The following is a 17,327-nucleotide window of genomic DNA, read 5'->3' on the forward strand; positions in this document are numbered from 1 at the left end:
CATGGCCCCCACAGACCCGGCCTGGCGGGTGGAGAAGCACCTCGCTTCCACCCTGCTCTTCCGCTACTCGGCGGTGACCTGGAACGCGCACCGTATCCATTATGACGCCGATTATGCCCGCAGCGAGGAGGGCTACCCCGCCACGGTGCAAAATGGCGGGCTGACCATGCAATTGCTGCTCGATGCGCTGGTGGCCCATACCCCGGGCACGCTGCGCGAATTCACCGCGCGGCTCACCCGGCCCATCCATGTTGGCGAGACCATCACCCTGGCCGGCCACCCGGCACAGCAGGGCAAGGCCGCGGCCTGGGTGCAGAATGCCCAGGGCGCGCTATGCGGCCAGGTGGAGGCTGTCTTTGGGTAGAGCATTTTCAAGCCTTGCGGCTTCCCAAGGCGACCCGGAAAATGCGTAAAAACAAAAACTAGAGCCGGCCAAAAATCGGCGATGAAGGGCGGGGTTGGCCATGCGATGGGCATGGCCAGGCCCGCCACCGTACACCGCGCCGATCAGACCTTGGGCGTGCGGGCAACCTTGCCCAAGCCCTACCGGATTTTTCACCATTATGGCCGCCTATGGCGAAGTGTGTTGCGGTGGCCTTCCAGATGAGCGAGTTCCTGCTGCCGTGGGAGGTGTTACAGTAGCGCCTCAACACCATCCAAGACCTGTGTGCTTTATCGGCGACAGATCGAACTGCGGAACAGGCCGCTAAGTATGATCGTGCCCTACCCGCTGAGGCCATGGGCCCACATCTTGGCAGACCGACCGTGTTGGAGAACTGGCCTTGCCCCGGCGGCGATGAAAATTCGGTGAAAGGTTGCCTCGGATGAGATGCGGGAACGACCATCACCTAAACACCGATAGCTTGGATGGATGTTGCAGCTAGATGTACCTGGACTGTTTGCCGTAAATTATCGCAGTGTTGGACATCAGAAATTTTCCCTTTTATTTGATATAATAATCAAGGTATACATCGAAATCAGATATAACGCACGCTGCATAGGCAGACATAGAGAAATTTTGCTGCCGCAAGATACTATGCGAATTGAGAAAGCCCAGCAGACTGCCGATATCATACATGTGTACGCCCGTACTAGAAATGAACTGGGCATCATGAAATAACGGGTGACCAATATAGTGATTACCAGACTGGACATGAAATTCCCGCGCGCGTGGCGCCAGAACCCGACGATAATTCCCAACCTCGCGCTTGCCGATAAGGAAGACGCGGTTCAGCCGCTCCGGCCCAAAAAATTCGCAGCCATGGCAAGCCGAGCCTTCGCAAAATATAATATCGTCCGCCGCCAAGTAGAATTTCAGTTGAGCCTCGAAGCCATGCTCCTGAGGGTGGATGATTGTGAACCCTGAATCAGTCAGCAGTTGCTCGATATAGGTTTCGCCCAGGAAATTCCCTCCGTGAGGGATATGGGAGCGAGAAATATATATCTTCTTTGGCTGGTGGCTGAGATCCCAACCTGTGAATCTGCGGTCATTGAATTCCGTCAGCATCTCCAAATAACCTGGCACTGGGGTGCCATAGAGATGGGTCCCCTGCGGCGCAAGATGAAGCTGTTCGACGCGGGCATCCTCGCTGAGGATAGTGATCTGCTCGGGATGGACATCAAGAAAGCGCAGCATATCGCCGAGCCATGCCGGAATTTGAGAAGCAGAGAACGGCACGTGTTGGCCGTAAACAAAAAGGAAGCGGTCGCAATCGAACAGAATTTTCGAAGGCAGAATCCGATGGGCGCATTCGGTCAGGAAATGGCCAAAATGAAAGGGGTAGAAGATGCCCCCATAGCAGTATTCCCCATCGAGTTCGGCGCAAGCCTCGGCATCCGTAGCCGGATGATCGGCCGGGGCACCAAATTTGTGGTGCCGGAACTGGGCAAGCGCGGCATCATCGAACAGCGCAGGCCCACCGATGAAGTGCAGCAGATTTCCGCGAAACGCGTGCACGGGCAGCCTACTCAGCGAAACATGTGGCCAACCGTTAAAGCGTTCCCGCAATTCCGAAAAAGCTAACATCCTGACGATCTCCATAAAAAATCGCGCAAGCGTAGCATTTTAATTTTTAGGCATCTATATCCAAGGAATTTTTTAATCGCCCTTAAGCTGATGAGCGTCAAGAAACTATAGGCAGCACGCAGCACCGCGACCCACTTTTGCCCATAGCTCGCGGTTCGGGGCGCGTTCAGCAGCAGGCCCCGCTCCGCCTAGGTCTGACAATAGCGAAGTCAGCCACGCCCTTGCAGGCAACGCCCGCCTGTAGGAGCCTTCACCCAGGATCGTGGAACGACCCAGGGAGCGGTACACAATGAAAAGACTGATCAGCCGGCGAACGGCGACCTTCAGCCTCACGGCGCTTCTCGCCGCACCGGCACTGCACGCGCAGCCAGCCTACCCCAATAAGCCGCTGCGGATGATCGTGCCCTACCCGCCCGGCGGTAGCACCGACATCATCGGCCGGCTCTCCGCCGAGGCCATGGGCCAGCACCTGGGCAAGCCGATTGTGGTGGAGAACCGGCCCGGCGCCGGCGGCAATATCGGCGCGCTGGCCGCAGCCCAGGCGGAGCCGGATGGCTACACGCTCTTCATCGGCACCATGGCCACGCATGGCGTCAATCCGGTGATCTATCCCGATTCCCGCCTCGATGCGGTGCGCGACTTCGCCGGTGTGGGCCTGGTGGCCGACCAGCCCAATGTGCTGACGGTCAATCCCCGCCGCCTCAACGTCACCACGGTGGCCGAGGTGCTGGCGCTGGCGCGGCAAAGGCCGGGGCAGATCACCTGCGGCTCAGTCGGCAATGGCTCCTCCGCCCATCTCTCCTTGGCGCTGCTGCAGCATATGACGGGGCTGCAATTCGTCCATGTGCCCTATCGCGGCTCCTCACCCGCCATCGCCGCCATGCTGGCGGGCGATATCGACCTGTTATTCGATGCCTCGATCAGCTCCACCTCGCATATCCGCGCCGGCTCGATCCGCGCCTTGGCCGTCACCATGAACAGCCGCCTCGCCGCGCTCGCAGAAGTGCCAACCTTGGACGAGGCAGGCGTGCGGGGATATCATCTGAGCGTGTGGAATGGCGTCTTCACCCAATCGCGCGTGCCCCAGCCCATCCTCGCCCGACTGCAAGCCGCCTTCGAGGCCTCGATGGATGCCACGATGCTGCAACGCCTGCGCGCCAATGCGGTGGAACCGCTGATCGTGCCCTCCGCCGATCTTCCCCGCTGGCTCGCCGAAGACCAGGCGCGCTGGATGCGCATCGCCCGCGAAACCGCCATCCGGCCGGATTGAACAGGCTGCGAAAAGAGGAATAGCGCGGCGAGATATGATCAAGGGGCTTTGCCCTCACATCAGAGCTTTCCCGCAGCCGGCTCATCCCCTTTGGGCCTATGCGTTGATCACCAGGCGCCGGCCCAGCCATCGCGGCGAGGGTCGGAGGCAGCCATGCGCACGCCATTATCGAGGATGCGAATGGCCTCGACACTGCATGGGCCTTCGAGGTCGCCCACAATCTTCACGCCATGGCCCAGGCCGCGCAATTCCGCCGCCACAGCCTCGCCGATACCGCGCTCCAGCGTCAGCACATCTCCCCCACCATGCGGCCAGTTGGATTCCTGCCCGGGCTGGGAGGAGCTCCAACGCGGCGCCTCCAGCGCCTGTTGCGGGTCCATCCCGAAATCCGCCATGGCGACCAGCACCTGGAAATTGACCTGCACCTGATTGTCCGCACCCGGCGTGCCGAAGACCAGCCATGGCCGACCATGGCGCATCAGCATGGGCGCATTCATCGTGTGGCGCACCCTCCGGCCGGGGCGCAGCGTATTCGCGTGCCCTTCCTCCAAATGCCAATAGGACATGCGGTTATTCAGCAGAATGCCACTCTCGCCCGCCATCACCCCCGAACCAAAGGAGGAGTTGATCGACTGAATGGCAGAGACGGCATTGCCCGCCGCATCCACCACGCAGAAATAGGTGGTATCGGCCTCGGCCAGGCCCCGCACCGGCAGATGCGCGGCGCGTGGCCCTATCATCGCCGCATGCTCCGCCGCGCGCTGCGCCGAGAGCAGCATCTCCAGCGGCGGGTGCTCGCTGCCGGCATGCGCCTCGCGGTCCAGAAAGGCGCGCTTCTTGGCCTCCACCATCAAATGGATCAGCGCGGCACTGCCCCATTCCATCGTGCTGATATCGAATTGCTCCAGGATGCGCAGCATTTGCAGCATCGCAAAGCCCATGGAGTTTGGCGGCGTCTGCCGCAATTCGAAGTCGCGATAGGGGACGCAGATGGGCGGGGCGATGCGCGCCTGGACCCCGGCCAAATCCTGTGCATCGGCCAGCGCGCCTGCGGCCTGCATCGCAGCGCTCAGCGCGCGCGCCAGGGCGCCGCGATAAAAATCCTCCGCCCCCGCCTCGGCCAGGCGGCGCAGCGTCAGCGCCAGGGCGGGTTGCAACACCAGCGCACCCAGCGGCGGGGCAGCGCCATCGGGCAGAAATATCGCCCGGCTCAGCGCATTGGGCTCCAGCCGATGGCGATTTTCCTCGCAGAAATGCCGCAGGGCATGGGTGGCGGCGAAGCCGTGCTGCGCGGCCTCGATGGCGGGCTCGACCAGCCGTGCCCATGGCATTGAGCCATGGGCGGCATGCAGCGCCGCCAGCCCCGCCACCATCCCGGGCGTCTGCACCGAAAGCGGCCCGTGATTGGGAATGCCCCCGGCCGCCTTATAGCGCTCCACTGTGGCGAGGCGGGGCGCTGGGGCGGTGCCATTATAGGTGCTGCCCTGCCCGCTGGCCGCGTGCCAGGCATGGTAAAAGCTATCCCCGCCCAGGCCCGACATATGCGGCTCCACCACGCCCAGGGTGAGCGAGACGGCCACCGTGGCATCCGCCGCATTGCCGCCCGCGCGCAGCACCGCCATGCCCGCTTCCGTCGCAACCGGATGATTGCTCGCCACCGCGCCGCGCCGGCCCATAATGAGGGGGCGATGGGCTCTGAATTTCGGATGGGCCATGCTGTCGGTCCTTGGTCTTGAAGGGGATGGCGGTCTCACAGCGGCTGGATGCCGCCATCAGGCTTCGCCTTGCTGCTGGAGAGATCATGGGTTTTGCCACAGGCCAAGGCTATCCCCCATGGCCGGGCGGGGTTGCCCTCGCGGCGCGCAGGACGGAAGTTGTTCGCGGAGAACAACGCCAATGACACATGGAGCGACGCGGGCCGGGACGATGCACAGCATCGAAACCCGTCAATCCTGGTACATTGCCGGCGCCACGCTCACCATGCTCTGCCTGGCCTCGGGTGCCTCGATGACGGTGGTGATCGGCCTTGTTCCCATCGCACAGACGCTGGACTCTGGCCGTTCCCTGCCCTCGCTGGCCACGGCCCTCGGCTATCTGGGCACAGGGGTGGGTGGGGTGCTGTGCGGCCTGCTCGCCGGGCGTTTCGGGCAGCGCGCCGTGGCCATGCTGGGCGGCATCGCCATCTCCACCGGGCTGGCGATTGCCTCGCTGGCCGAGCCCTGGTCGCTGCTGGTGGGCATTGGGCTGGGGGTGGGCCTATTCGGCAATGGCGCGCTTTTCCCGCCCATGCTCGCCTATGTCTCGCTCTGGTTCGACCGCCGCCGCGGCTCGGCGCTGGCCTTGGTCTCGTCCGGCCAATATGTCGCGGGCTTTATCTGGCCGACCGTGTTCGAGCGGACGATCAACAGCTTTGGCTGGCGGGCGACCATGTTGGTCTATGGCATATTGGCGGCCGCCATCATCGTGGCCCTGGCCGTCCTGGTGCTGCGCCCACCGCCAGTGGCTCAGGCCGGGATGGGCGGCATACGCTCTATAGCGGGGGCGCAGGTTCTGGGCATGGCGCCCAATAAGGCGCTGGCCCTGCTGGCCGCGGCAAGCTTCCTATGCTGCGTGCCGATGGCGATGCCTGCAGCGCATCTGGTCGCCTTCTGTGGTGATCTGGGGATCGCGACATCGCGCGGCGCGGCAATGCTGTCGGTGCTGCTGCTGGCGGCCTTTCTGTCGCGCCAATTCTGGGGCTGGCTGTCGGACCGCCTGGGTGGGCTATGGACGATCACGCTCGGTGGCATAGCCCAGACGCTGGGCATGCTGGGCTTTCTCGCCACCCTCGATGAGGCGGGGCTGTTCTTTGCCGCGGCAGCCTATGGGCTGGGCTTTGCCGGCATCGTGCCTGCCTATGTGCTGGCGGTGCGCGAGTTGTTCCCGGCCATAGAGGTCACCTGGCGCGTGCCCGCGCTGCTGATGTGCTCGCTGGCGGGCATGGCATTCGGCGCATGGCTGGCCGGGGCGATCTATGACGGCGTGGGCTTCTACGCGGCCGCCTGGTGGGCGGGCATCGCCTTCAGCCTGGCGCAACTCGCCTTGGTGGGGGCGCTGCTGGCACGGGCGCGGCGCTTCATGCCAGCCCCGCCGTGACACCGCGATTCGACCCAAATCAGCTGAAAGGGACAGACGCCTTGCACCCGCTCCATGATGGTTTCCTGCCCGGCCCCCGCCTGACCCTGCCTGGGTCGGGCCAGGGCCCGCTTGCCGGTCTCAGCTTTGCCGCCAAGGATCTCTTCGATGTGGCGGGCGCGCCCACCGGCGCCTCCAACCCGGATTGGGCGCGCAGCCACCCCATCCCCACCGCGCATGGCTGGATGGTGCAGCGGCTGCTCGATGCCGGCGCGGCGCTGGTGGGCAAGACCATCACCTGCGAGATCTCCTTTGGCATATTGGGCTTCAACCAGTTCTTCGGCACACCACCCAACCCTGCCGCACCGGGCTGCCTGCCCGGCGGCTCCTCCAGCGGCTCAGCCTCGGTGGTCGCGGCGGGCCTGGCTGATATGGCGCTGGGCACCGATACCGGCGGTTCGGTGCGGGTGCCGGCCAGCCTTTGCGGGATTTACGGCATCCGCCCCACCCATGGCCGGCTGCCCTTTATCGGCGTCTGCAAGCAGGCGCCGAGCTTTGACACCGCCGGCTGGTTCGCGCGCGATGCCCAAACCTTCGCCCGCCTCTCGGAGGTGATTTTTGGCGAAGCCCCCACCGCGCCCCAGGCCCCTGCCCTGCTGCTGGCCGAGGATGCCTTCGCTATCGCCGATGCCGAAGTGGCAGAGGCGATGGAGCCGGTGGTGGCGCGGCTGGAAGGCCTGCTCGGCCCCGCCCAGCGCCTGAACCTGGGCGAGCCCGGCGAAATCACCCTGTGGAACGACCAGCGCAACATCATCCAGCGCAGCGAGGCCTGGGCCGGTATCCGCGACTGGGTCGACCGCGAGAACCCGGCCTTCGCCTTCAATGTGGCGCGCAATTTGGCCTTTGGCTCCACCATCACCCCAGAACAGCTGGAGATCGCGCGGATCACCCGCCATCGCATCATCGCCCGGGCGCGGATGTTGCTGGAGGGTGGGGCCATTCTGTGCATGCCCACCACCCCCTTCACCGCGCCACCGCTTGGCCTGCCACTGCGCGAAACGGATGCGCTATCGGGGCGGATCGGCGTGCTGACCTCCTTCGCCGGCATGGCCGGGCTGCCGCAAGTGAACCTGCCGCTCGGCAGCGCTGGTGGAAAGCCGGTGGGGCTCTCCATCATTGGCTGGCGCGGCGCCGATATGAAGCTGGTGGCCATCGCCCAGGCGCTCAGCGGCGGGTGACATTGTGGTCGGGGCTGAAAAACGCTGATGGTGAAAAAAAGAGCGAAAGAGCTTTGCCCGGGCAAAGCCCTTTCGCTCTTCTCGCCCACCATCAGCGTTCTTCAGCAACCTGCTGAAGCATCACCCGCAGCACCGCCTCCGCCGCCGCCTCGCTCGGCCGCAACCCCTGGGGTTGCAGCCGGGCCAGCACCTCGGCAAAGCCGGCGCGCTGGCTTGCGGCATTGCCGGCATAATCGGCCCCGCCCGCCCGCACCTTGTTCCAGGCCCGCTGGGTGGGCATCGCACCGCCATCGAGCAATGCGCGCAGCCCTTGCGCCAAAATCTCCGGTGTACAGGCATCCTGGACGAATTCCGGCACCACCTCACGCTCGGCCAGCAGATTGGTGATGGAGATGAAGCGCACCTGCATCAACCGCCGCACAATCGCCGCCGTCACCGGATTGACCTTATAGGCCACCAGATGCGGCAGCCCCGCCACCGCCGCCTCCAAAGTCGAGGTGCCGCTCTTGATCAGCCCTGCCTCGCAGGCGGCAAAGGCATCGGCCTTCTCGGCCACCCCCTGCAACAGAATGGGCGCGAGCAGCCAATCGGCGACACCCGCGCGCACCACCTCCTCCACCGGCCCGGCCAGCGGCACCACAGCGCGCAGCCCTGGCGGCAAAAGCCGCAGCGCTGCGCCAAAAATCGGCAGCAGCCTGGACACCTCGGTCCGCCGCGAACCCGGCATCACCATCACCAGCCGCTCATCCGCCGCCACGCCATGCCGCGCCCGGAAGGCGGCGGCATCGCCCAGATCCACCCCCGATTCCAGCACCGGATGGCCGACGAAATCCACCCCAATGCCATGCGCCTCAAACCAGGGCGGCTCGAAGGGCAGCAGCGCCAGCACCCGATCCACCCGCGCCGCCAGCTTCTTCACCCGCCCCGGCCGCCAGCCCCAATGCTGCGGCGCCACGTAATGCACCAGTGGTATCCCCAAAGGCCGCACCCGCCCGGCCACGCGCAGGCAAAAACCCGGGCTGTCGATGGTCACGATCACATCGGGCTTTCGCGCGGCGATATCCGCCACCGTCTCATCCATCCGCCGCGCCAGGCGCCGAATATTCGGCAGCACCTCCAAAAGTCCCATCAGCGCCAATTCGCGCATGGGAAACAGGCTTTCAAACCCCAGCTCCGCCATCCGCGCGCCCCCCACCCCGGCAAAGCGCAGCCCCGGGCAGCGGGCGCGCAAGGCGGTCATCAGCCGCGCCCCCAGAACATCCCCCGAGGCCTCACCGGCAATGAGATAGACCAAGGTCATGCGAAGCCCGCCGCCACGGCCCGGGGCATGGCCGCGCCCGACCAATCCCGATGGTTGCGCACCTGCCCCTCAGCACGCACCGTATGAATCGCGCCCTCGTCCAAGCTGGCGAAAACCCAGGCCCGCGCGTCCATCTCCCCCTGCACCACCACCCCATCGGCAGCAAAACCGCGATCAGCCGGGCCATAGACCGCCGCAGCACCGCAATTCTCATCCAGCGTGGCCGACCATGGCGCCGCCCCGGTGGTGCCCGCCATGGCGACAAAACACTGATTCTCCACTGCCCGCGCCCGGGCCGAGATCGCCACGCGGAAAAACCCATGCGCCGTATCGGTGCAACTCGGCACCAAAATCAGCCAGGCCCCGGCCGCCACCTGGGCGCGGACATGGTCAGGGAATTCCGCATCATAGCAGATCGAAACACCGATCAGCCCCCAAGGCGTCTCGAAGACCGCCGGCGCATGGCCGCGGCCCACCCCCCATTGCTCGGCCTCAAAACGGGTCATGTGCCATTTATCCTGAAAGGCCATAGCGCCATCGGGGCGAATGAGCGGCGCGCGGTTCACCACCTCCCGCCCGCCGCCGGCGCGCATCGGCAGGCTGCCCGGCTGCAGCCAGATGCTGTGGCGCTGGGCGGCAGCGCGCATCACCGCCAGCACCGCCTCACCCGCCTCCACCATGGCGGCCAATTCGCCCGCACAACCGGCCTCGCGCGCCAAAGCGGGGGCCAATTCCATGCAGGCATATTCGGGCAGCAGCAGCAGATCAGCCCGCGGCGCCGCTTCGGCGATGCGCGCATCGAGCCGGGCGGCGAAATCGGCCAGGCTCAGCGGCCGCCCCACCTCCCAGGCCAGCGCCCCCAGCCTCACAGCCGCCGGGTCCAGAAACTCAGCGCATGCGGCGTCTGCCGCCCCGCATCGCCAGGCTCGGCCCAATGCATGATGCAGGATAATTCGGGCCGGGGCGCATAACCCCGCCGCCGCCAAAAACCATCCAGCGCCACATGGTCAGCGGGCCGGCGCGGATCATTATGGTTGCGCACCACCGCACAAAACGCCGCCCCCTGCAGGCCAAGCGCGCGCGCATGCGCCTCCCGCGCGGCGAAGAAGGCCACGCCCAGGCCCCGGCCGCGATAAGCCTCCAGCAGCACGCTTTCGCCAAAATAGCACCATTGCGCCGGGTCCTCCCCACTGCGGGAGAAGCCCTCCCGCACCGCCTGCGAGGCCTCGGCCATGGGCTGACAGGTGGCGGCCCCCACCACCGCCGCGCCATCGCGGGCCAGCACCACCGCAGCCCCAGGGCTTTGCGCATAGGCTTGCAGGTACCGCGCCTCGGCCCCCTCAGGCGCCTCATAAAGATAGGGCCAGGTGGCAAAGACCTTGACCCGCAGCCGCGCCACATCGGGCAAAAACGGCGCCAAGGCAGCCCCTGTCATGATCGTGATAAGCGGTTCGGCCATGCTGCGATGCATAAGCCGGCCTTCGACGCCACGGAAGCCCTGAGGCCGCGCCACGCCGCGCCGCGTAATATATTTGCGTAGTTTTGACGAGTTTTGCTACTTTTTACGCTCGCAATCGTCGTCATTATCACGCTATGATGACTCCGACGCCGATCCTGGAGGCCCCCCTGTTCACGCCCTCTCTGCTGCAGACCAATCGCTTTGCCGCACGCCCCCTCACCAACGCCCAGCTCCGCCTTGGCCTCGACACCATCGCCGCCAATTGGCAGGAAAGCGGCCTCGCGCTCAGCGCCCTGCCGCCCCTGCTCGACCTCACCCACCGCTACCGCGCCTTCGCCGCCTCACCGGATTGGCGGGAGATTGCGCGCGCCCACCCCATCGCGCAGCAATTGCTGAAAGACCCGCTGACCCAGGCCATGTTCCACCGCCCCACCGCCGATGCCCCCGAGGCCGAATTGCTCGACCTCGCCCTGGCCCATCCCAGCACCCGCCACCGCGTCGCCCAGGCCACCCCGCTCGGCCTCAAGGTGCGCCTCTTCACCCATGAGCTGGAAACCGCAGTCGCGCTGCGCGAGCGCCGCCGGATCATGGCCCACGCCATTGACGACACCATCAGCAAGACCCCCAAAGCCGCCATCCTGATGCTCGGCTGCGGCCATTTCCGCGCGCTCGAATTGTCCATGCGCGCCGGCGAGGCTGGGCGCATCCTGGCCATCGACCCGCGCGATGCCTGTCTTGAGGTGGTGCGCAGCCAAAATGCCTCCATCACCCCCATCGAGACCCTATGCGAGGCGCCGGGGCGCATGATCGCCCGCCCCCTGCGCTTTGGCCGGTTCGACCTCATCCTGGTGCCCGGATTGCTCGACGGCATGGAAGACCCCGCCGCCGGGCGCATGATCGCCGCCCTGGCCAGCGCCCTCCGGCCCAGCGGCCAAATCCTGGTCGCCGCCATGGCCCGCGGCATACGCTGCGATGGCTATCTCGATGCCTTCATGGATTGGCAGCCGGTGCTGCGTGGCGAGGAGGATATGCAGGCCCTCATGCAGCACGCCCAGGGCAGCGATATAGCCAGCCGCGTGGTGTTTCACGGCAGCAATGGCGCCATGCTCTACGGCACGGCCCGCCGGCGGGGCTAGCAGCCTGATGCGTTGCCGCGGCATCGCGGTTCATACTCTGCACAATGGCTGGACCACGTGCCGTCAACGCTACCTAGCCTGGCGCCGGGCTGAGCCGCCAAGCCTCACCCAGTTTGCAAATCGGCAAATCCGGCGGAAACTCTCCCCTTGAGCAGAAACAGGACCCCACCGATGGACCCGCGCATGGATGCCGATATGGCAGCCTATACCGAAGCCCTGGCCAAACGCGCCCTCGGCCTGCCCAGCTTCACCCTGCCCGCCGACCCGCGCGAAAAACCCTTCGACGAGCCGCGCCGCATCAATGACCTGCAAAGCGCCCCCCTGCAGGATGGTGGCCCGGTGATGGATGAAACCCGCGAGATCTGGCTGCCCATCCGCGGCCGCCGCCTGCTCTGCCGCCTGCACCGCCCCAAGCCCGGCTCTTTGCCCTGCCTGGTCTATATCCATGGCGGCGGCTGGGTCTGGGGCAGTATCGACAGCCATGACCGCATGGCGCGGGAATACGCCGCCGCCGCAGGCTGCGCCGTGCTGCTGGTGGATTACTCCCTCTCGCCCGAGGTGATGTTCACCCATGCCCTGCATGAATGCGCCGATGTCACCCGCTGGGTCGCAGCGCATGGCTCCACCCACGGCCTCGACGGCACCCGCATCGCCGTGGGCGGTGACAGTGCCGGCGCCAACCTGGCCGCGGGCCTGGGCCTGTTGCTGCGCGACACCCCAGCCTCCCCGCCCCTGGCCGGCCTGCTGCTGAACTACGGCGTCTATGACCACCGGCTGGACACCCCCAGCTACCGCGAATTCGCCGATGGCTATGGCCTCACCCAGGCCAAGATGGATTTCTACTGGCGCGCCTATTGCCCCGACGCGGCGGCACGCATGAACCCGCTCGCCTCACCACTCCGCGCCGAACTGGCCGGCCTGCCACCCTGCCTGCTGCATTGGGCCGGCCTCGATGTCCTGGCCTCCGACAGCGAGGCCATGGCCGACAAACTCACCGCCGCCGGCGTCTCAGTCGAACGCGAACTCTTCCCCGGCGTCACCCATGGCTTTCTGCGCAGTTGCGGCGCGGTGGCAGCGGCCGACCGTTCCGTGGCGCTGGCAGGCGATTGGTTGCGCCGGGTTTTCCGCCAAGCCTGACATGGCCACGGCCAGGGGTGGTCTTCTCCACCCCTGGCCAACGCCCACCCCTCACTTGATCGGCGAAATCGCCGTCGGCTTGAGGATCATCGTCGTCTGCGTCTTCAGCGGCGCAACCTGCGCCGTCGCCCGGCCAAACTCCGCCCAGGCCGGATCAGCCGCCATGGCCGCACGCCGGCGGTCACGATCACCCAGCGAGGCATAGGCCCACATGAACACCACCTGATTGATCGGCCCGCATTCGCCAAAGCCCATGAACAGGAACTGCCCCAGATGCTTATTCTGCACCGGCAGGCCCATGCTCTCATACATCTCCAGCCAGGCATTCATCTTGCCGGGATGGAAATCATAGGTGCGGTGATCGATGATCAGCCCCTCACCCGGAAACGAGCGCACAAACGGCGTGCCCGGCGCCTGAATCGGGCTGAACGGCACCGTCTTCAGCATCTTGTTCTCCTGCGCCGCCAGCGCGCCCAGCTTGGCGCCCTCGGCGAGGAAGGCATTCCATTCCGGGTCCGCCGCGCGCGCCACCATGCCGCGGTCGCGATCATCAATATCGGCAAAGCCGCGCAGGAACACCACGCGGTTCAACGGCCCAACCTCCACGGTAAAATGCCCAATCAGCGGCCCCATATGCCGATTGGATGCCGCACTGCCCTGGCTGGCATAAAGATTGATCCAGGCCGGCAGCTTGCCCGGATGGGCGGTGTACATGCGTTGCTCGACATACATTGGAGTCTTCTCCCCTTGTGAGGCGGCCAGTGCGGCATGGCATGCCAGATTGGTCAATCCGCCCGTGACAGAGGCGCGTGACAGCCGCGCGTCATCGGGCGTAGCCTTTCCCGCCCGCAGCGAAGGAAGCGCCAATGTCCCTCACCAACCAGCCCGACCCCGAAGCCCGCCGCAAGGTCGTCGAACAGGACCTCAACAACGTCCTCCACCCGCTCCTGCAGCACAAGGCGCTGGAACAAAAGCAAATGGTGGTGACGGGCGCGCAAGGCTCCACCATCGTCGATGCCGATGGCACCACCTATCTCGACGCCATGGCCGGGCTCTGGTGCGTCAATATCGGCTATGGCCGCACCGAATTGGCGCAGATCGCCGCCGAGCAAATGCAGGCCATCGCCTATTACCCGCACACCGCCATGAACCTGCCCGCCGCCCAACTCGGCGAGCAGATCAACACCCTCATGGGCGGCGACTACCACACCTATTTCGTCAATTCCGGCTCCGAGGCGAATGAGGCCGGCTTCAAGATCGCCCGGCAATACGCCAAGCATGAATTCCCCTCCGATTTCCGCTTCAAGACCATCAGCCGCTACTACGCCTATCACGGCACCACCCTGGCCACCCTGGCCGCCGGCGGCATGGGTGACCGCAAGGTGAAGTTCGAGCCCTATGCCGGCGAATTCGTCCATGTCCCCGCACCCACCTGCTACCGCTGCCCGCTCGGCCTCGAATATCCCAGCTGCGGCGTCGCCTGCGCCAAAGCCATCGAGACCACCATCCTCGGCGAAGGCCCGCAAACCGTGGCCGAGGTGATCGTCGAGCCCATCATGTCCGGCGTCGGCGTCGCCGTCCCCCCCGATGAATACCTGCCCATGGTCGAGGCCATCTGCCGCAAATATGACCTGCTGCTGCATGTCGATGAGGTGATCAACGGCTTCGGCCGCACCGGCAAAATGTTCGGCCACCAGCATTATGGCGTGAGCCCAGATATCATGGCCGTCGCCAAGGGCATCGTCTCCGCCTATCTGCCGATCGCCGCCACGGTGGTGAAAAACCACGTCTTCGAGAGCTTTCTCGGCGAAGTCGCCGAATCCCGCCAGGTGATGCAGGTCAATACCTATGGCGGCCACCCCGTCGCCGCCGCGGTGGCCGTGCGCAATATCGAGATCATGCTGGAAGAAAAACTGCCCGAGCGGGCAGCCAGCATGGGCGCCTACCTCATGGAAGGCCTCAAAGCCGCGCTGTTCCGCCACCACATCACCGGCGATATCCGCGGCAAGGGCCTGCTGCTGGGCATCGAATTGGTGACCGACCGTGAAAGCCGCACCCAATTGGATGGCGCACTGGTAGGCGGCGTGGTCGATTTCTGCCGCGCCCATGGCGTCATCGTCGGCCGCTCCGGCGGCGGTGCTAGGCACTCCAACACCATCGTTCTCTCGCCCCCCTTGGTCATCACCCGCAGCGAATGCGACACGCTGATCGAGGTGCTGGACCAGGCGCTGGCGGCCACGGTGGCCAAACTGGCCGGCGCGTAACCCCGGCCTGATGTGGCGGCAGACCGGAAGGCCTGCCGCCATTTCCCTTGCCTTTTTCGGCAATTTTTCCTATTACCACCCCATGCCCAGCGCCACCCAAACCCCCGCCGGCAATTTGTCCGCAAACACCACAACCACCCCAGCCAAAACCACTCTGGACAACCCAGCCCCGCCGCCCGACAAGCGCGCCATGCCCTCCGTCCCTCCCCTCGCCCCCGCCGCCGCCGCCGATCTGGCGCAAAAATTCGGCCTCAAGCCGGATGAATATGCCGCCGCCCTGGCCATTCTCGGCCGCGACCCCACGCTGTGCGAATTGGGCATCTTCTCGGTCATGTGGAGCGAGCATTGCTCCTACAAATCCTCCCGAATCTGGCTGAAAACCCTGCCCACCAAGGCGCCTTGGGTGCTGGTAGGCCCCGGCGAAAACGCCGGCGTAATCGATATCGGTGAAGGCCTGGCCGCCGTCTTCAAGATGGAAAGCCACAACCACCCGAGTTTCATCGAGCCCTATTCGGGTGCCGCCACCGGCGTGGGCGGCATTCTGCGCGATGTCTTCACCATGGGGGCGCGCCCCATCGCCAACCTCAACGCGCTCCGCTTTGGCGACCCAGCCCTGCCCCGCACCCGGCGCATCCTCGATGGCGTGGTCCGCGGCATTGGCGGCTATGGCAATTGCGTGGGCGTGCCCACCGTGGGCGGCGAGGTGAACTTCCACCCCGCCTATAATGGCAACCCCCTGGTCAATGCCATGACGGTGGGCATCCTCAAGGCCGACCGCATTTTCACCGCCGCCGCCACCGGCATCGGCAACCCCGTCGTCTATGTCGGCTCCAAAACCGGACGCGACGGCATCCACGGCGCCACCATGTCCTCCGCCGAATTCGACAAGGACTCGGAAGAAAAGCGCCCCACCGTCCAAATCGGCGACCCCTTCGCCGAAAAACTCCTTATCGAAGCCTGCCTGGAACTCATGGCCACCGACGCCATCGTCGCCATCCAGGATATGGGTGCCGCCGGCCTCACCTCCTCCGGCGTCGAGATGGCGGGCAAGGGCGGCATGGGCGTGGTGCTGGAGATGGACCACGTCCCCCAGCGCGAGGAGGGCATGACCGCCTATGAGATGATGCTCTCGGAAAGCCAGGAGCGCATGCTCATGGTGCTCAAACCCGGCCAGGAGCACATCGCCGAAGCCATTTTCCACAAATGGGAACTCGATTTCGCCGTCATCGGCCACCTCACCGATACCGGCATGATCGAAATCCGCCATAAGGGCATGACCGAGGCGCTGATCCCCCTCGCCCCCCTCGAATCGCAAGCCCCGCTCTACAACCGCCCCACCGAAGACACCCCCAAACAACCCCCCCTCCCCCCGGTGGCCGACCCGGTGGGCATCCTCGCCGCACTGAAAACCCTGGTGGCCTCGCCCGACCTCTGCTCCCGCCGCTGGATTTGGGACCAGTATGACGCCCAGGTGGGCGGCCAAACCGCCAAACGCCCCGGCCAGGCCGATGCCGCCGTCGTCCGCGTCGAAGGCACCGCCCGCGCACTGGCCATCACCACCGATTGCACCCCCCGCTATGTACTGGCCGACCCGGAAGAGGGGGCCAAACAGGCCGTCGCCGAGGCCTGGCGCAACATCACCGCCACCGGCGCCCAGCCCTTGGCCATCACCGACAACATGAATTTCGGCAATCCGGAAAAACCCCGCATCATGGGCCAATTCGCCGCCGCCTGCCGCGGCATGGCCGCCGCCTGCACCGCGCTGGATTTCCCGGTCGTCAGCGGCAATGTCTCGCTCTACAACGAGACCGAAGGCCGCCCCATCCTGCCCACCCCCGCCATTGGCGGCGTCGGCGTCATTGAAAAACTGGCCGATGCCGTGGGCCTCGCCATGCCCGAGGCCGCTTCCCTGGTCCTCATCGGCCACACCCAAGGCCATCTCGGCCAATCCCTCTGGCTGCGCGAGATCGCCGGCCAAGAGGCCGGCCCGCCGCCCCCGGTCAATTTGTCCGAAGAGCGCAAAAACGGCGATTTCGTCCGCCAACACATTCTGTCCGGCGCCGTGCTGGCCTGCCATGACCTCAGCGATGGCGGCCTCCTGGTAGCCCTGGCCGAAATGGCCATGGCCAGCGGCATCGGTGCCCGCATAACCGCCAGCGGCGATCACGGCTTCTGGTTCGGTGAGGATCAGGCCCGCTACATCCTCGCCGTCAGCAATGCCCAGGCCCTGCTCGCCGCCGCCCAAGCCGCCGGCGTGCCCGCCCTGCTGCTCGGCCAAAGCGGCGGCGCCAACCTGGAATTGGCCAGCCTCGGCGCCATATCCACCGAAGAACTAAGCCGCGCGCATGAAGCAACCCTGCCCGCGCTGATGCAAGGATACTGA

Annotated in this window: 13 protein-coding genes and 1 pseudogene; 8 read left to right on the forward strand and 6 right to left on the reverse strand. The window is 65.6% G+C overall.

Annotation, left to right across the window (positions count from 1 at the left end):
* Positions 1–364, forward strand: a pseudogene (locus ABWP84_RS08940) (hypothetical protein); the annotation flags it as partial.
* 579 nt (positions 365–943) lie between these two features.
* On the opposite strand, the gene ABWP84_RS08945 reads toward ABWP84_RS08940, so the two are convergent.
* Entirely contained in the window at positions 944–2,041 is a 1,098-nt protein-coding gene (locus ABWP84_RS08945; protein ID WP_353211678.1) for a glycosyltransferase family 61 protein, read from the reverse strand.
* A 274-nt stretch (positions 2,042–2,315) separates the two neighbouring features.
* Here ABWP84_RS08945 and ABWP84_RS08950 point away from each other — a divergent pair, with 274 nt between their 5' ends.
* Positions 2,316–3,296 (forward strand): tripartite tricarboxylate transporter substrate binding protein, encoded by a 981-nt coding sequence (locus ABWP84_RS08950; RefSeq protein ID WP_353211679.1) that lies wholly within the window; start codon positions 2,316–2,318, stop codon positions 3,294–3,296.
* Positions 3,297–3,403: 107 nt separating this feature from the next.
* Here the strand turns inward: ABWP84_RS08950 and ggt are convergent, their stop codons facing one another.
* Positions 3,404–5,011: a gamma-glutamyltransferase gene (ggt, locus tag ABWP84_RS08955; protein ID WP_353211680.1), complete on the reverse strand. Its 1,608-nt coding sequence runs from the start codon at positions 5,009–5,011 to the stop codon at positions 3,404–3,406.
* A 211-nt stretch (positions 5,012–5,222) separates the two neighbouring features.
* On the opposite strand from ggt, the gene ABWP84_RS08960 reads away from it, so the two are divergent.
* Together ABWP84_RS08960 and ABWP84_RS08965 are read left to right on the forward strand one after the other, a co-directional pair.
* Complete coding sequence (locus ABWP84_RS08960; RefSeq protein WP_353211681.1) at positions 5,223–6,431, forward strand: MFS transporter; 1,209 nt, start codon at positions 5,223–5,225, stop codon at positions 6,429–6,431.
* 41 nt (positions 6,432–6,472) lie between these two features.
* A complete protein-coding gene (locus tag ABWP84_RS08965; RefSeq protein ID WP_353211682.1) occupies positions 6,473–7,648 on the forward strand; it encodes an amidase in 1,176 nt (391 codons plus the stop codon).
* A gap of 91 nt (positions 7,649–7,739) precedes the next feature.
* Here the strand turns inward: ABWP84_RS08965 and lpxB are convergent, their stop codons facing one another.
* Genes lpxB through ABWP84_RS08980 form a run of 3 tightly spaced genes read right to left on the reverse strand, consistent with a single transcriptional unit; the run spans position 7,740 to position 10,407 of the window.
* On the reverse strand, positions 7,740–8,948 hold the full coding sequence (gene lpxB, locus ABWP84_RS08970; protein WP_353211683.1) for a lipid-A-disaccharide synthase: 1,209 nt from the start codon (positions 8,946–8,948) through the stop codon (positions 7,740–7,742).
* Positions 8,945–9,817, reverse strand: a complete 873-nt coding sequence (locus ABWP84_RS08975; protein WP_353211684.1) for a carbon-nitrogen hydrolase family protein — start codon at positions 9,815–9,817, stop codon at positions 8,945–8,947. The genes lpxB and ABWP84_RS08975 overlap by 4 nt, the downstream gene beginning before the upstream one ends.
* The gene (locus ABWP84_RS08980) at positions 9,814–10,407 is read right to left on the reverse strand and encodes a GNAT family N-acetyltransferase (protein WP_353211685.1); all 594 of its coding nucleotides are present in this window, start codon (positions 10,405–10,407) and stop codon (positions 9,814–9,816) included. Before ABWP84_RS08980 ends, ABWP84_RS08975 begins: the two co-directional genes overlap by 4 nt.
* Before the next feature lie 134 nt (positions 10,408–10,541).
* On the opposite strand from ABWP84_RS08980, the gene ABWP84_RS08985 reads away from it, so the two are divergent.
* Positions 10,542–11,543 carry a class I SAM-dependent methyltransferase gene (locus ABWP84_RS08985; RefSeq protein WP_353211686.1) on the forward strand — a complete coding sequence of 334 codons (1,002 nt, stop codon included), beginning with the start codon at positions 10,542–10,544 and terminating at the stop codon, positions 11,541–11,543.
* Between the two features lie 171 nt (positions 11,544–11,714).
* On the forward strand, positions 11,715–12,680 hold the full coding sequence (locus tag ABWP84_RS08990) for an alpha/beta hydrolase (RefSeq protein WP_353211687.1): 966 nt from the start codon (positions 11,715–11,717) through the stop codon (positions 12,678–12,680).
* A gap of 51 nt (positions 12,681–12,731) precedes the next feature.
* Here ABWP84_RS08990 and ABWP84_RS08995 read toward each other — a convergent pair whose 3' ends face one another.
* Entirely contained in the window at positions 12,732–13,412 is a 681-nt protein-coding gene (locus ABWP84_RS08995; protein WP_353211688.1) for an NIPSNAP family protein, read from the reverse strand.
* Positions 13,413–13,546: 134 nt separating this feature from the next.
* Here ABWP84_RS08995 and ABWP84_RS09000 point away from each other — a divergent pair, with 134 nt between their 5' ends.
* Together ABWP84_RS09000 and purL are read left to right on the forward strand one after the other, a co-directional pair.
* Positions 13,547–14,944 (forward strand): aminotransferase, encoded by a 1,398-nt coding sequence (locus tag ABWP84_RS09000; RefSeq protein ID WP_353211689.1) that lies wholly within the window; start codon positions 13,547–13,549, stop codon positions 14,942–14,944.
* A 190-nt stretch (positions 14,945–15,134) separates the two neighbouring features.
* A complete protein-coding gene (gene purL / locus ABWP84_RS09005) occupies positions 15,135–17,327 on the forward strand; it encodes a phosphoribosylformylglycinamidine synthase subunit PurL (RefSeq protein WP_353211710.1) in 2,193 nt (730 codons plus the stop codon).

The sequence above is a fragment of the Rhodovarius sp. genome, assembly GCF_040399605.1.
Lineage (GTDB): Bacteria > Pseudomonadota > Alphaproteobacteria > Acetobacterales > Acetobacteraceae > Rhodovarius > Rhodovarius crocodyli_A.